Here is a 15,190-nt window from a genome sequence, read left to right as displayed (position 1 = left end):
CCCTGCGCGCCGTCAGTCGCGGCGCAGTTCTTCCAGAAAGGCGCGGGTGACGATGGAATGCTCGCGCCCGCGCTTGGTCACCACGCAGATCGGCACGCTGTAGTCAAACCGTTCGGGCAGGATCGGCGTCAGCCGGGCCGAGGCGCTGTGTTTGGGCAAAAACCCCAGATAGGCCCCGGCCTCGATCAGCGCCGCCACGGCTTCGGTTTCCCGCACCGTCGGGCCGCGCTCAAACTGCTGTTTGATCTCCATCAGCCGGTCCCCCTCCAGATAGCCGCGATAGACCAGCTCGTGCGCAAAGATCCGTTCCAGCGGCAGCGCCGGATCGGCCTGCAATTCCGCCAGCAACGGATGCGCGGGACCGGCGAAGAGCGCGACCGTCTCGGGGTAGATCTCCTGATAGGTCAGCTCGGTCAGCCGCCGGTAAGAGGGCAGGAGGCCCAGATGATAGCGCCCCTCCAGAAGGCCGCGCTCGATCTCGCTCGGGCTGTCGACGGCGAGGTTGATCTTGACCCGCGGCGCCAGTTGGCGAAAGGCGCGGATGGCCGCCAGCATCGGGTTGCGGGGATCGGTGAAACTGGCATCCATCATCGCCACATCAATCTTGCCGATGAAACTGTCGTTGATGGCGGCGATGTTGGAGGCGAATTCCTCGGCCGCCGTCAGCAGCCGCTTCATCTGCACCAGCGCCTGTTCGCCATGCTGGGTCAGACGAAAGCCGCTGCGCCCACGGTAGCAAAGCGCAAAGCCGATGCGGGTTTCCAGATCCGAGATCTGCCGCGAAATGGTTGAGCGGCCGACGCCCAGCTCGCTTTGCGCCGCCGAAAAGCCGCCGCAGTCGACCACGGTCACAAACACCCGGAACAGATGCATATCGGCGTCGCTGACCCGGCCAAAAGCGGGTTTGCGTTTGTTCAGCCGGGGGGTCGGGGTCATACGCGCTCCGCTAACAGCCACCCCCAAAAGCGGGGATGGGTCGGGCAATGATGGCGTGATCGGGCCCGCCGCCGCAAGGGTGGATGCGGCAGCGGCCTCTGCTCTCACCGCAGTCGCGCGGCGTGGCGGGCCTGCAGCCCCGGCGCATGCGCCATCAGGGAGAGGATCTGGAACAGCATTTGCGCCCCCACCTGTGCGGTATTGGTGCCCGGATCATATTGCGGCGCCACTTCGACCACATCACCGCCGATAAAATCCACGCCTTTCAGGCCATTGAGGATCATATTCGCCTCGCGCGCGCTCAGGCCCCCCACTTCCGGCGTGCCGGTGCCGGGGGTGAAGGCGGGGTCGAGCCCGTCGACGTCAAAGCTGAGATAGGTCGGCCCGTCCCCCACCACCGCGCGCGCCTTGGCGATCACCGCCTCCAGCCCCATTTCCTGCACCTCTTCGGCATGGATCACCGTCATGCCGGAGGCATAGGAAAACTCCCACAGATATTCGCCGCCGCCGCGGATGCCGATCTGCACCACCCGCTCGGGGTCAAGCACGCCATCCAGCACCGCATTGCGGAACGGGCCGCCGTGGTGGAACTTTTGCCCCTCATAGGGGCCTGCCGTATCGCAATGCGCGTCGATCTGGATCATCCCCACCGGGCGTTTGGCCCCCAATGCGCGCAGGATCGGATAGGAGATCGAATGATCGCCGCCGACGCTGAGCGGCGCCACGCCGCTCGCCACCAGGTGCTGGTAATAAGTTTCAATATCCTCGGTGGATTGCGTCAGATCAAAGCGGCTGCGGAAGGGCACATCGCCGACATCGGCCACGCTGAGCGTGGTCAGCGGCGCGGTCCGCAGCACATGGTGAAACGGGCCGATCCGCTCGACATTGCGCACCGCGCGCGGGCCAAAGCGCGACCCGTTGCGGTTGGTGACGCCGAGGTCCATCGGCACGCCGATCAGCGCGACATCGAGCCCGGCAAAGCCCGCCGCCGCCGCATCGGGCCGGTAGGGCGCATCAAGGAAGGTGCAAATGCCCGAATAGGGCGGCGGACGGCGGTCGCCGGTGAACAGCGCCTCGGCCACCGCGCGAAACTCGGGGTCCAGCATCTGGCCGCCGCTGGCTGCCCCGTAGAGCCGTTGTAATTCCTGAAGTTTATCGCTCGAAACCATGTCTGATCCTCCCAGATCTCTCATGCTCTGGCCGAAGCCGGAAAGGCCGACACTTTGGTGGCATCCACCAGAATTGCCACCGCATCCCCGGCACCCAGACCGGTAAAATCATCCTGCCCCGCGCGGATGCGCAGCTCGGTCCCCGCCGCCTCCACCAGCCATTCGCGCAGAGCGCCCAGATCGCGCGACTGGATCACCCGGCCTTGCGGCGCGCCCGCCACCGCCCCCTGCATCGGGGCCAGCCGGATATGCTCGGGCCGGGCCGCGAGGGTCAGTGCGGTGCCGGGGGCCTGACGCAGGGCCATCGGCAGGCTGCCGCCCAGAAACTCGGCCTCTCCCGCAGGGCCGACCCGTGCGGCGATCATATTCGCCGCCCCCAGAAAATCAGCCACGAAATCGTCGGCGGGATTTTGATACACGGTCGAGGGGTCCGCCGCCTGCCGGATCTGGCCGTCTTTCATCACCACCAGCCGGTCGGCGAGCATCATCGCCTCGGTCTGGTCATGGGTGACCAGCACGGTGGTGACGCCAAATTTGCGCTGCAGGCGCCGCAGTTCAATCTGCATCGCGTCGCGCAGCTTGGCATCCAGCGCCGAGAGCGGCTCATCCAGCAAGAAAAGCTTGGGCCGGATCGCCAGCGCCCGCGCAATCGCCACCCGCTGCCGCTGACCGCCCGACAGCGCCGAGACCGGACGGTCGGCGATATGCGGCAGCTCGATGATGTTCAGAAGTTCTTCGACCCGGTCGCGCTGTTCCGCCGCGCTGGCCCGGCGCAGTTTCAGCCCATAGGCGATGTTCTGCGCCACGCTCATATGCGGGAAAAGGGCCAGCGACTGAAACACCATGCCAAAGCCGCGTTTATGCGGCGGCAGCGCGGTGATGTCCTGCCCGTCCAGAATGAGCCGCCCGGCGCTCGCATTCTCAAAGCCCGCGATGATGCGCAGGAGGGTGGTCTTGCCGCAGCCCGAGGGCCCCAGCAAACAGACAAATGAGCCACGCTCGACGCTAAGGTTGATCTCGCTCAGCGCGGTGACGGCGCCGAAACGCTTGCAGATACCGTCGATCTGCAAATGGGTGTCTTGCGACATGGGTTATCCCTTTCAGAACAGGTTGGCGCGGCCGGCGATCAGCTTGTCCACAAGTAGGATCAGCAGGACATCGGCACCGATGATGAAAACCGAAAGCGCAAGGGTTGAGGGGTCCAGCGACGAGACGGTGCGGCTGTACATCCAGATCGGCAGCGTCGAGACGTCGATCGTGTACATGAAGAAGGTGATGGTGAATTCGTTGAAGCTGAGGATCAGGGCAAAGATCAGACCGGCCAGAATGCCCGCCTTCATCATCGGGATCACCACATCCCAAAGCGCGCGGAGCGGCGCTGCGCCGAGCGAAATCGCCGCTTCCTCCACCTCGACGCTGATCCCGCTCATCGCGCCAAGACAGTTGCGCAGGACGAAGGGCAGCACCAGCGCCACATGCGGAATGACGATGCGCCAGAGGCCGATGTTCAGCTGCAACGCCTCGGCGATCAGCAGGAATGCGATGCCGAGGATGACCAGCGGAAACACCAAAGGCAGGGTGAACAACAGCTCCATCCCGGCGCGGATCTGCCGCTCGCCGCGCGCCAACGCATAGGCGAGCGGGATGCAGACGAGGGTGGAGATCACCATGACGATGGCCGCCACGCTCAGGCTGGTCAGCGTCGCATCCACCACCGATTGCGCGGCATTGGCATCGGGGCTGGTGAACAGGGCCCAGACCTCGGCGTACCAGTGCAGCGAAAACTCCTGCGGCGGGAAGCCGCTGGTGCCGCTGGCGGCAAACGACATCAGCGTCACCACCAGCACCGGCAGCGCCGAGATCAGCACGCCCAGCGTGGCCAGGATCCAGAGCGCGGCGCGGTAGCTGCCGCCGCCCTCATTCGGGAACAATCCGACGCGCATGTTACCCCCTCCGTTTCGGGTTGGTGGTCTCGGTCGTCATCCGTACCAGCCAGGCCGCGCCGGTCAGCACCAGAAGCGTGAGGGTGATCAGGATCATCCCCGCCGCCGCCGCGCCCGACCAGTTGAACATCGGCGAAATCATGTCTCGGATGGCGACGCCCAGCATCTGCACCCGCCGCCCGCCAAGAAGCAGCGGGATCGCAAAGGCGCTGGCGTTATAGGCGAAGATGATCGAGCCCGCCGCGACCAGACCGGGCCGCAGCAAGGGCACGGTCACGTCGCGAAAGATCCGCCAATGGCTGGCGCCGAGAGAGCTTGCCGCCTCCAGATGCTCGGTCGAGAGGCCGCGCACCGCGCTTACGATGGGAAACACCGCCAGCGGCAGCGAGGTCTGCACGAGGCCGAGCAGCACCCCGGTCTGGTTAAAGAGCAAAAACAGCGGCCGGTCGATCAGCCCCAGTGCCTTGAGTGTGCTGTTCAGCACGCCGCTGGGGCCGAGCAGCAGGATCCAGCCATAGGCCTGCACCAGCAGGTTGAGGATCATCGGCAGCAAAATCACCACCGTCAGCGCCCGCCGCATCGCCGGGCTTTTCAGCGAGACGAGGAGAAAGGCCAAGGGCACCGCCAGCAGCATGGCGATGCCACTGGCGATGGTGGCCAGTTTCAGCGTGATCCAGACTGAGCGGCCGAAAAAACCGGTCATCAGATCCAGATAGGGGGCGATGGAATAGCCCTCGATCACGCCCTTTTCGGCCGAGATCGAGAAACGCAAGATGTAGAGGCAGGCCCCGAGAAAGGGCAAGAGGGCGATCAGCGCTGGCAGGGAAAATGCCAGCGCGCGCTTGCGCGAGAGAAGGGTATACAAGGGGTCTGCTCCGGGCTCAGGCGAGGCTTTGGGTGTATTGCGCAATCCAGTTTTCACGCACACCAGCGATGAAACTCTTGTCCTGCACCACGGCTTTCGCCCCCATCTGCTCGGGCTTGATGATGAAGGGGGAGGCTTTCGCCGCTTCGCTCATCACCGCCTTTTGGTTGACCGGCCCGTTCAGCACCGCCTCGGCCATCGCGCCCTGCACATGCGCGTCGAGGGTGAAGTCGATGAAGGCATGCACCAGATCGTCATCGCCCGGTTTCGCCTTGGGGGTGATCGTGTACATCAGATCGGCATAGAAGCCCTCATCCAGATCATAGGTGGCACCCATGTTGGAATTGGCCGGATCTTTCAGCTCATCGGCAAAGAAGGCGGGCGCATAGACGCCGCCGATATCCAGCGCATCCGAGCGGAACAATTCCGTCAACTGCGCCGGATTTTCGCCGAAGGTCAGCAGGTTGTCGCGCAGCTCGGCCAGTTTGGCAAAGGCCGCCTCGGCATTGGTGCCATCGCCGCCGAGCATCTTGCCGGTGGCAAAGATCGTGTCGAGCGCATCGGTCCAGGTGGCGGGCGGCAAGAAGACGCGGCCCGCATGGCTGGCCTCCCACATCTCGGCATAGGAGGTGGGGGGCGTCTGGAAGGTCTTGGTGTTGTAGATCAGGCCGCCGGTCCACAAAAGATAGCCGATGCCATGGCCCTCGGCGCCGGTGCGAAAGCGCGGATCGACATCGGCGAGATTGGGCAGCTTGTTCAGATCGGGTTTTGCCAGAAGGCCATCGCCCGCCAGTTCCACCGCGCCCACACCCGCGAGTGTGATCACATCATATTGCGGACGGCTGCCCGCCGCGCGGAGTTTGGCAACCATTTCGGAGGTCGAGCCGGTGCGGTCGGCAATCACCCGGGCGCCGGTTTTCTCCTCAAACGGTTTGGCGATATGGTTCAGCACGGCCAGCCCGGTGTTGTCCGACCATGTCAACAGGCGCAGCTCTTTGCCCGCGAAATTCTGCATGCCCTGTGCGCGCAGGATCGCGGGCATCGCGAGGGCCGCCGCCATGCCGGCCCCGGCGGTCAATGCGCCGCGGCGCGTGAGTTTCAGTGCCATTTTTATAACTCCCCGTGGATCACCTTTTTGGTGGTCCGGCCATTGTGGGGATTCCTGCGTTGCCTAAAATCGCGCATTGAAAATGTTTGGTTGCATCTGGATGCAACAATCAACACCCGCCCGTTCCGGTGCGGGCCGCCGTTCGCAACGCGGTTGATCCGGCGGGTTTCGCGCAAGACGGGTTCGGGTCACGGGGTGCGGCGCGGCGCTGAGGGCGGGCTCTTGCCCCGGGGCGCAGGGAAGCCGGAGACTGGCGCTTTCCGGCCGCGGCGCGCGGAGCGGGGCGTCAGCTGGCCTCGCGGATCCGCGACCAGAAGGCTTCGGCAAGCGGGGCCATGCGGTGCCGCGGCCGGAGGAGCGACACCGACAGCCCGATCTGCACGGCGGCGTCGCCAATCACGGCGCAGCGGCCCGCGGCGATGTCATCGTGCAACAGGCTCAGCGGCAGCCAGGCGATCCCGCGCCCTTCCAGCATCATCGGCTTGAGCGCCATGGCCACATGCGAGGTGAAGACCGGCCGCAGGTCGAATTGGGACAGGGCGGGGCCAAGCGCGGCCCCGAGGATGCGGCCAAGACCCGATTTCTCGTCAAAGCGCAGCAGGGGCGCGGCCTCTGCCTCCAGCCGGTGCAGCGGCACCCCATCGCGCAAGGCGGCCACGGGCACGAGGTGATCCTGCCCGATGCTGCGGGTCCGGTACCGCTCGCCCGGCAGATCGAGAGGCATCGCGGGATGCGTGTGACAGAGCAGAAACTGCGCGGCACCTGCCTCCATGATCCGCTCGCAGGCCTGCATGTTGTCGGCCAGCAGGTGCACGGCGGCACCCGCGCTGAGCGGGCCGATCCAGCCGGGAAAAAACGTGAAGGACAGCGCCTGGGTCGCGGCAAAGGTCAAGGTGTTCGCGTGGCTTTCGAGCGCGGCGAGCGCGTGGCGCAACCGCCCGATGCGCCGATGCAGATCTTCGCTGGCCGCAAGCACCAGAACCCCGGCGGCGGTCAGCTCCAGCCGGTGTGTCGTGCGGTCGACCAGCGCATGGCCGCACCACGCCTCGAATGCCCGGATCCGCCGCCCGAAGGCGGGCTGGGTCACATTGCGCTGCGCCGCCGCGCGCGAGAAGTTGCGCGTCTCTGCGAGTGTCAGGAAATCCGCGATCCAGATCTCGTTCATCGCCTGCTCCCTGATGCCCGGGCGGGGTGCCGGTTTCCGTCTCCGGTGTCGGACAATATCGGTTCTGATTGGTGCCGGATCGGCATGATGAAAAACCTGTTCGCTGCGGTATCACCAAGGGCAGACGAAGAAGGGATACCCGATGTCACCGCGTACATTATATGACAAAATCGTCGACAGCCATACGGTGCGTCGGCTCGATCCGGCGGGGCGGCGGGTCCTGCTTTACAGTGACCGGACGGTGCTGAATGAGTATACTTCGCCACAAGCTTTCACCGGCCTGCGCGCGGCTGGGCGCCCGGTCTGGCGGCCCGCTGCGGCGCTGGGAACGGTGGATCATGTCAATCCCTCGCGGGCCGATCGTGGTGCCGCGATGCCAGACGCAGCCGCCGCGCGTCAGGCCCGCTATTTTGCCGAGAATTGCCGCATATTCGGGATTGAGCTATATGATGTGCTGCACCCGCTGCAGGGGATCGAGCATGTGGTGATGACCGAAACCGGCCGGGTTCTGCCCGGCATGGTCATCGGTGCGGGCGACAGCCACACCACCACCTACGGCGCCCTTGGGGCACTTGGTTTCGGCATTGGCACCTCTGACATCGAGCATTGCCTCGCCACGCAGACGCTTGTCTACACGCGGCTGAAGACGATGCGGGTTCGTGTGACGGGCGATCTGGGGGCCGGGGTGCGGTCCAAGGACATCGTCATGGCGCTGATCCGCCAGATCGGGGCGGCGGGCGCCACTGGCTATGCCATTGAATTTACGGGAACGGCAATCACGGCCCTCTCGGTCGAGGCCCGCATGACCATCTGCAACATGGCGGTCGAATGCGGTGCGCGCGGCGCGCTGATCGCGCCCGATGACAAGGTTTTCGCCTATCTCGAGGGGCGCAGATATGCGCCGCAGGGCGCTCTGCGCGCCGCTGCGGTTGCGGTCTGGCGCGGTCTGGTCACCGATGAGGATGCGGTGTTTGACCGCGAGGTCGCCTTGGCGGCGCAGGACATCGCGCCGATGGTCAGCTGGGGCACCAGCCCGGATCAGGCGGTTGCCGTCAGTGACAGGCTCCCCGATCCGGCGGATGAGCCCGATGCCGGGCGCCGCGGCGACTTGCAGCGCGCGCTGCGCTACATGGGACTCGAAGCGGGGCAACCTGTCGAGGGGATCAGCATCGGCCATGCTTTCATCGGCTCTTGCACCAATGCCCGGATCGAGGATCTGCGCGATGCCGCCCGTATCCTGAAGGGCCGCCGGATCGCGCCCGGCGTGCGCGGCATCGTCGTGCCGGGCTCAAGCGCCGTGCGCCGCATGGCCGAGGCGGAAGGGATCGACGCCGTGTTCCGCGCGGCCGGATTCGAATGGCGCCAATCGGGCTGCTCCATGTGTCTGGCAATGAACGACGACGTCCTCGGACCGGGCGAGCGCTGTGCCTCCTCGACCAACCGCAATTTTGAGGGGCGTCAGGGCAGCGGTGCCCGCACGCATCTGATGAGCCCCGTCATGGTGGCGGCCGCGGCAATCCGCGGCCATCTCACCGACAGCCGCACCCTTGACCCGGAGATTGTGAGATGACGCCCTTCATCCGCGTGACCGGTGGTGCTGTCGCGCTGCCTGCGGCCAATGTCGACACCGATGTGATCATGCCGAAACAGTTTCTGAAGGGTATTGATCGGACCGGTCTGGACCATGGTCTCTTTCACGATCTGCGGTTTGATCCCGCGGGGGCCGAACGTGCCGATTTCGCGCTGAACCTTCCTGCGGCGGCGGGCGCGCGTTTTCTCATTGTCGGGCCGAACTTCGGATGCGGCTCTAGCCGCGAGCATGCGGTCTGGGGGCTGGCGCAATACGGCATCCGGGCGCTGATCAGCACGAGTTTCGCCGGGATCTTCTTTGACAATTGTGGCCGGAACGGGCTTGCTGCGCTGAGCCTTGGCGCGGCGGCGCATGCGCGTCTGATGCAGGCGGCCGAAGCGCATCCCGGCCTTGAACTGACTGTCGATCTCGAGGCCTGCCGCATCACTCACGGGGGCGGGGATGTCCGCTTTGAGATCGAGGCGGGCTTGCGCGCGCAGCTGCTCGGGGGGCAGGATACGGTTGATGTGACGCTGCGCTGGCGCGACGAGATCCTGGCCTTTCAGGACCGTCATTTCGCCGCACAGCCATGGCTGAGGTGAACGCATGGCAGATTTCAGGGATTGTGGCCCGTCCCGTTTTCTCGAAGGGTTCGCGCTGCGCGACTTTCAGCCGGACGGCGGCCCCCGCATCCGCTTTGCCATCGCGGGGCAGGGCAAGCCGCTTTTGTTGCTGCACGGGCATCCGCAGACGCATGTGACGTGGCGCAAGATCGCCCCGGCGCTGGCCCGCGATTTCACCGTGGTGGTGCCCGATCTGCGGGGGTATGGCGACAGCGACAAGCCCGGCGGCGGGGTGGATCACGTCACCTATTCCAAGCGCGAGATGGCGCGGGATCCGGTCGCGCTGATGGCGGCGCTTGGCCATCGGCGCTTTGCCGTGGCCGGGCATGACCGGGGGGGACGGGTGGCGCACCGGCTCGCGCTTGACCACCCCGAGGCGGTCGAGCGGCTGGCGCTTTTGGACATCGCACCGACGGCAACGATGTATGCGCGGACCGACAAGGTCTTTGCCACCCGCTACTTCTGGTGGTTTTTCCTGATCCAGCCATTCCCCTTGCCCGAGACGATGATCGGCGCTGATCCGGCATTTTTCCTGCGCAAGCACATTGACGGCCAGAACAGGACGCCGGGGGCAACCGAACCCGCCGCTTTCGAGGAATATCTGCGCTGCTACCGGGATCCGGCGACCCGCCATGCCATCTGCGAGGATTACCGTGCGGCGGCGGGAATTGACCTTGAGCATGACGCCGCCGATGCCGGGGCGCGCATTGCGGCACCGGTGCTCGCGCTCTGGGGCGCGCAGGGGACGGTCGGTCAACTCTATGACGTGCTCGCGACCTGGCGGGAAAAGGCGGAGACGGTCAGTGGCCGGGCGATCGACTGCGGGCATACGTTGCAGGAGGAACGCCCCGAAGCGGTGCTCGCGGAGTTTCGCCGGTTTTTCGGCGGCTGACCGGCCCCGCGCTCTCCCGGTTCATGCCGAAAGATGCGGCAGCCGGCGCGGCGCGCAAAGCCGCGCGCTTTGGCGGGCTGGTCCCCGGGGGCGGTGGCAGGGCGTCGGAAACGGGCGCGTATCAGCGGGGTGTCCGGTCGGGATGGGCCGCGGCAAAGGCGGGCAATGTTTCCAGATGGGCACCGATGCGGCTCAGGCGGGGCATCGCGGAAAGATCAACCCCCCAGCGCCGGGCATTGTAGAGTTGCGGCACCAGACAGAGGTCGGCCAGCGTCACCCCGGCGCCACAGCAATGGGTGCCGTCGCCCACCATCGTCTCGATGGCGGCAAGCCCGGGCCCGATAAAGGCGCGCATCCAGTCTTCGGTGCGGATTGCGCCCTGCGAATGTGTGGTCGCGAAGGTCACCACGCGCAGATTGCAGACCGGGTGGATATCCGCGGCAATGGCCTGCGCCATCGCGCGCACCCTTGCCCGCGCGAGGGGCGTTTCGGGCAAAAGCCCAAGGCCCCGCGTCTCGTTCAGATATTCGATGATGGCCAGCGATTGCGTCAGGCTCTGCCCGTCGATATCCAGCACCGGCACCAGCCCTTGCGGATTGCGCGTCAGATGGTCGGGCGTGCTCTGCGCCCCGCTGACCAGATCCACCGGCAGGCTCTGCCACTCCAGCCCCGCCAGCCCCAGCGCGATCCGCACCCGGTAGCTGGCAGATGAGCGCCAATAATCGTGCAGCCGGATCATGTCTGGTCCTTGAGGAGTTGATCGAGCCCGACCTCCAGCATGGCCAGCGCAGGCCCCAGACGCGCGGCAAGTTCCGCCTGAAACGCCAAAGCGACGGGCAAGAGTTCGGCCATCAGCGCCCGGCCTTTCGGGGTCAGCGCCAGCTGCACCAGCCGCCGGTCGCTGTCGTTCACCCGTTTGACGATATAGCCCGCCGTTTCCAGCCGCGAGGCGGCCCGGCTGACCTTGGATTTCTCCATCGCCACCCGGATCTCGATGTCGCGCACCGAGACATCGCCGGAATGGGCCAGATGCACCAGCACCCGCCATTCCGGAATCGAAATGCCGTAATCTGTCCGGTAATGCCGCGCCAGTTGCTCTGACAGGGCCTGCGCCGCCACGGACAGGCGGTAGGGCGTGAATCCCATCAGGTCAAACTCAGGTAAAACAGGCTCTCGGGCGGTCATCAGGCATCCTTGCGCGGGGTGAAAGGGGGTATGGGGCGGGGCATTTCTGACCGCCATTGTGGGGGTGTTCGTTGCAGATGCAATAAATAACTTGACATCGTTGCACGTGCAACGAAAAATAACCGCCAAGGCCGCTCAGACGATTTGCGGCATTGACGGAGGTTCACCGATGACACATCAGACGCTGCCGGACGGCATGATCCGCGCGACGGACGGGACCGGGACGCATCCGGGATATATGCCCGGCTTTGGCAATGATTTTGAGACCGAGGCGCTGCCCGGTGCACTGCCGCAGGGGCAGAACTCGCCGCAAAAGGTCAATTACGGGCTCTATGCCGAGCAGCTTTCGGGCACCGCTTTCACCGCGCCGCGCGGCCAGAATGAGCGGACCTGGTGCTACCGCATCCGCCCCTCGGTCAAACATGTCGGGCGGTTCCACAAGATCGACATGCCCTATTGGAAATCGGCGCCGAACATTGATCCCGACGTCATCAGCCTTGGGCAATACCGCTGGGATCCGATCCCGGTGGGAGAGGCGCCGCTGACCTGGATCACGGGGATGCGCACGATCACCACGGCGGGCGATGTGAACACGCAAATCGGCATGGCGAGCCATGTCTATCTGGTCACCCGCTCGATGGAGGATGAATATTTCTATTCGGCCGACAGCGAGCTGTTGGTGGTGCCGCAAGAGGGCCGGTTGCGGTTTTGCACGGAACTCGGGGTGATCGACCTCGAGCCAAAGGAAATCGCCATCTTGCCGCGCGGGCTGGTCTACCGCGTTGAGGTGCTGGAGGGTCCGGCGCGCGGATTTGTCTGCGAGAATTACGGTCAGAAATTCGATCTGCCCGGGCGTGGCCCGATTGGCGCGAATTGCATGGCCAACCCGCGTGACTTCAAATGCCCGGTGGCGGCGTTTGAGGACCGCGAAGTGGAAAGCCGGGTGGTCATCAAATGGTGCGGCCAGTTCCACGAGACCTTTATCGGGCACTCACCGCTGGATGTGGTGGCCTGGCACGGCAATTATTGCGCCTATAAATATGATCTGCGCACCTATTCGCCGGTGGGCGCGATCCTGTTCGACCATCCCGACCCGTCGATTTTCACGGTCCTGACCGCGCCCTCGGGGCAGGAAGGCACCGCCAATATTGATTTCGTGCTGTTCCGTGACCGCTGGATGGTGGCCGAGCACAGCTTCCGCCCGCCCTGGTATCACAAGAACATCATGTCCGAGATGATGGGCAATATTTACGGCGTCTATGATGCCAAACCGAAGGGCTTCGTGCCGGGCGGCATCTCGCTGCACAACATGATGTTGCCGCATGGGCCGGACCGCAACGCCTTTGAACATGCCTCGAACGAGCCGATGGTGCCGGTCTATCAGGCCGAAACCATGCAATTCATGTTCGAGACGCGGTTCCCGCAGCATCTGACCGCCTTCGCCGCGACCGAAGCGCCGCTGCAGGACGATTATGTCGAGTGCTGGGACAGCCTCGACAAGAAATTTGACGGAACCCCGGGGTTGAAGCCATGACTCTTCTGCGCAGCTGGGTGGCCAGCGCCAACAGCGGGACCACCGATTTTCCGCTGAACAACCTGCCCTATGGGGTGTTTGATGCGGGGGCGGGCCCGCGGATGGGGGTGGCGATCGGCGATCAGATCCTTGATCTGGCGGCGGTGGATCACCGGCTCGACCCGGAGCTTTTCGCACATCCGTCGTGGAATGCGGTGATGGCGGCGGGGCCAAAGGTCTGGGCGGCGCTGCGCGCGCGGCTGACCGAGCTTCTTTCGGACGAGGCGCATCGTGCAAGTGTTGAGCCGCATCTGCTGCCGCAGGCGGGGGCCGCGATGCTGATGCCCTTCACGGTCACCGAATACACCGATTTTTACGCGGGCAAGAACCATGCGGTGAATGTCGGCACGATGTTTCGTGGCGCGGAAAATGCGCTGCCGCCGAACTGGCTGAGCATTCCCATCGGTTATAACGGCCGCGCCTCCTCGGTGGTGGTGTCGGGCACGCCGGTCCCCCGGCCCTGGGGGCAGGTGAAGGGCCCGGATGAGGCGCTGCCGCGTCTCGCCCCCTCGGCCCGCTTCGATCTGGAACTCGAGATGGGCGCGATTGTCGGCCAACCTTCGACGGGCATGGTTTCGGTGGCCGAAGCGGATGCGATGATCTTTGGCTATGTGCTCTTGAACGACTGGTCGGCGCGCGACATTCAGGCTTGGGAGTATCAGCCGCTCGGTCCGTTCCAGTCCAAGGCGACCGCCACCACCATTTCGCCCTGGATCGTGACCACGGCCGCGCTGGAGCCGTTCCGGGTGAGCACGCCCGACCGCGAGCGGCCGCTCTTGCCCTATCTGCGCGAACCGGGGCCGATGCTGTATGACATCGCGCTGGAGGTGGGCCTTGCGCCTGAGGGTGGCGCCGAAACCGTCATCTCGCGCACCAATTACCGCGAGATGTATTATTCCGCCGCGCAGCAACTGGCGCATCACACCAGTTCGGGCTGTGCAATGCGGGTGGGCGATCTGCTGGGTTCGGGCACGATCTCGGGCACCAGACCTGACAGCCGCGGCAGCCTGCTGGAACTGAGCTGGGGCGGCAAGGAGCCGCTGACGCTGGACACCGGCGAGACGCGCACCTTCCTGCAGGACGGCGACAGGCTGACCCTGCGCGGCGCGGCCGAGGGGCCGGGCTATCGCATCGGATTTGGGAATTGTGCGGGGCAGATCCTGCCCGCCGCAGACCTGCCCGCTTGGGCGAAGGAGTAAGACATGGCCAAGGCATTCGCGTCGCAAGGCGATATGAGCGAGAAAAAGATCAGCTTCACCGAAGTGGGCGCGGGGCTTTATGCCTTTACCGCCGAGGGCGATCCCAATACCGGGGTCATCATCGGCGACGAGTCTGTTATGATCGTCGAGGCGCAGGCCACCCCGCGTCTGGCGCGCAAGGTCATCGACTGCGTGCGTTCGGTGACGGATAAGCCGATCAGCCATGTGGTGCTGACGCATTACCATGCGGTGCGGGTGCTCGGCGCCTCGGCCTACGGCGCGCGCGAGATCATCATGTCTGACGCGGCCGCCGCCATGGTGGAAGAGCGCGGGCAGGAAGACTGGGACAGCGAGTTCGGCCGCTTTCCGCGCCTGTTTCAGGGGCATGAGGAAATCCCCGGCCTGACCCGCCCGACCACCACTTTCAGCGAGAGCATGACCGTCTATCTCGGCAAACGCCGGGTCGACATCATGACGCTGGGGCGGGCGCATACGGCGGGCGATGCGGTGATCTGGGTGCCGGATCAGGAGGTGATGTTCACCGGTGATATCGTCGAATATCACTCGGCCTGCTATTGCGGCGACGGGCATTTTGGCGATTGGGCCGACACTTTGGCCAATATCGCCGCCTTTGAGCCAAAGGCGATTGCGCCGGGCCGGGGCGATGCGCTGGTGGGCGAAGAGATGGTCGCCAAGGCCCTCGCCGCCACCGAAGATTTCGTCCGCTCGACTTATAAGCCGGTGGCGCGGGTGGTGGCGCGCGGCGGTAGCCTGAAAGAGGCCTGGGATGCGGTGCGCGCCGAATGCGACCCGAAATTCAAGGACTACGCAATTTACGAGCATTGCCTGCCGTTCAACGTCGCCCGTGCCTATGACGAGGCGCGCGGCATCGACACGCCCCGCGTCTGGACCGCGCAGCGCGATCTGGACATGTGGGCGGCGTTGCAGGGCTGAGCCGGGCG

15 protein-coding genes are annotated in these 15,190 nt (G+C 65.2%); 6 read left to right on the top strand and 9 right to left on the bottom strand.

What is annotated here, in order from left to right:
• Positions 1-12: 12 nt before the first annotated feature.
• The 7 genes from ACEN2S_RS05085 to ACEN2S_RS05055 form a co-directional block, all read right to left on the bottom strand.
• A complete protein-coding gene (locus tag ACEN2S_RS05085) occupies positions 13-936 on the bottom strand; it encodes a LysR family transcriptional regulator (RefSeq protein WP_441863236.1) in 924 nt (307 codons plus the stop codon).
• Between the two features lie 104 nt (positions 937-1,040).
• A complete protein-coding gene (gene speB / locus ACEN2S_RS05080) occupies positions 1,041-2,105 on the bottom strand; it encodes an agmatinase (protein WP_441863234.1) in 1,065 nt (354 codons plus the stop codon).
• Positions 2,106-2,125: 20 nt separating this feature from the next.
• Complete coding sequence (locus ACEN2S_RS05075; protein WP_441863232.1) at positions 2,126-3,193, bottom strand: ABC transporter ATP-binding protein; 1,068 nt, start codon at positions 3,191-3,193, stop codon at positions 2,126-2,128.
• 12 nt (positions 3,194-3,205) lie between these two features.
• A complete protein-coding gene (locus ACEN2S_RS05070) occupies positions 3,206-4,048 on the bottom strand; it encodes an ABC transporter permease (RefSeq protein ID WP_441863229.1) in 843 nt (280 codons plus the stop codon).
• A 1-nt stretch (position 4,049) separates the two neighbouring features.
• Complete coding sequence (locus ACEN2S_RS05065) at positions 4,050-4,913, bottom strand: ABC transporter permease (RefSeq protein WP_441863227.1); 864 nt, start codon at positions 4,911-4,913, stop codon at positions 4,050-4,052.
• A gap of 16 nt (positions 4,914-4,929) precedes the next feature.
• Positions 4,930-6,021: an extracellular solute-binding protein gene (locus tag ACEN2S_RS05060; RefSeq protein ID WP_441863225.1), complete on the bottom strand. Its 1,092-nt coding sequence runs from the start codon at positions 6,019-6,021 to the stop codon at positions 4,930-4,932.
• 286 nt (positions 6,022-6,307) lie between these two features.
• Positions 6,308-7,186: a LysR substrate-binding domain-containing protein gene (locus ACEN2S_RS05055; protein ID WP_441863223.1), complete on the bottom strand. Its 879-nt coding sequence runs from the start codon at positions 7,184-7,186 to the stop codon at positions 6,308-6,310.
• A 142-nt stretch (positions 7,187-7,328) separates the two neighbouring features.
• Between ACEN2S_RS05055 and leuC the strand changes: the two genes are divergently transcribed.
• The 3 genes from leuC to ACEN2S_RS05040 are packed head-to-tail and all read left to right on the top strand — an operon-like array spanning position 7,329 to position 10,271.
• The gene (leuC, locus tag ACEN2S_RS05050; protein ID WP_441863221.1) at positions 7,329-8,756 is read left to right on the top strand and encodes a 3-isopropylmalate dehydratase large subunit; all 1,428 of its coding nucleotides are present in this window, start codon (positions 7,329-7,331) and stop codon (positions 8,754-8,756) included.
• A complete protein-coding gene (gene leuD, locus ACEN2S_RS05045; RefSeq protein WP_441863218.1) occupies positions 8,753-9,358 on the top strand; it encodes a 3-isopropylmalate dehydratase small subunit in 606 nt (201 codons plus the stop codon). The genes leuC and leuD overlap by 4 nt, the downstream gene beginning before the upstream one ends.
• 4 nt (positions 9,359-9,362) lie before the next feature.
• The gene (locus ACEN2S_RS05040) at positions 9,363-10,271 is read left to right on the top strand and encodes an alpha/beta fold hydrolase (RefSeq protein WP_441863216.1); all 909 of its coding nucleotides are present in this window, start codon (positions 9,363-9,365) and stop codon (positions 10,269-10,271) included.
• 121 nt (positions 10,272-10,392) lie between these two features.
• Here ACEN2S_RS05040 and maiA read toward each other — a convergent pair whose 3' ends face one another.
• Together maiA and ACEN2S_RS05030 are read right to left on the bottom strand one after the other, a co-directional pair.
• Positions 10,393-11,010, bottom strand: coding sequence for a maleylacetoacetate isomerase (maiA, locus tag ACEN2S_RS05035; RefSeq protein WP_441863213.1), 618 nt, complete (start codon positions 11,008-11,010; stop codon positions 10,393-10,395).
• A complete protein-coding gene (locus ACEN2S_RS05030; protein WP_441863210.1) occupies positions 11,007-11,456 on the bottom strand; it encodes a MarR family winged helix-turn-helix transcriptional regulator in 450 nt (149 codons plus the stop codon). Before ACEN2S_RS05030 ends, maiA begins: the two co-directional genes overlap by 4 nt.
• Positions 11,457-11,625: 169 nt before the next feature.
• On the opposite strand from ACEN2S_RS05030, the gene hmgA reads away from it, so the two are divergent.
• Genes hmgA through ACEN2S_RS05015 form a run of 3 tightly spaced genes read left to right on the top strand, consistent with a single transcriptional unit; the run spans position 11,626 to position 15,182 of the window.
• The gene (gene hmgA / locus ACEN2S_RS05025) at positions 11,626-12,990 is read left to right on the top strand and encodes a homogentisate 1,2-dioxygenase (RefSeq protein WP_441863207.1); all 1,365 of its coding nucleotides are present in this window, start codon (positions 11,626-11,628) and stop codon (positions 12,988-12,990) included.
• Positions 12,987-14,228 (top strand): fumarylacetoacetase, encoded by a 1,242-nt coding sequence (gene fahA, locus ACEN2S_RS05020; protein ID WP_441863205.1) that lies wholly within the window; start codon positions 12,987-12,989, stop codon positions 14,226-14,228. The genes hmgA and fahA overlap by 4 nt, the downstream gene beginning before the upstream one ends.
• 3 nt (positions 14,229-14,231) lie before the next feature.
• Positions 14,232-15,182: an MBL fold metallo-hydrolase gene (locus ACEN2S_RS05015; RefSeq protein ID WP_441863202.1), complete on the top strand. Its 951-nt coding sequence runs from the start codon at positions 14,232-14,234 to the stop codon at positions 15,180-15,182.
• Positions 15,183-15,190: the final 8 nt, after the last annotated feature.

It is taken from the genome of Phaeovulum sp. W22_SRMD_FR3, assembly GCF_052113705.1.
Classification (GTDB): domain Bacteria; phylum Pseudomonadota; class Alphaproteobacteria; order Rhodobacterales; family Rhodobacteraceae; genus JBGQOG01.
Note: the sequence above shows the minus strand (reverse complement) of the source record. Positions and strands in the feature narration are given on the sequence as shown.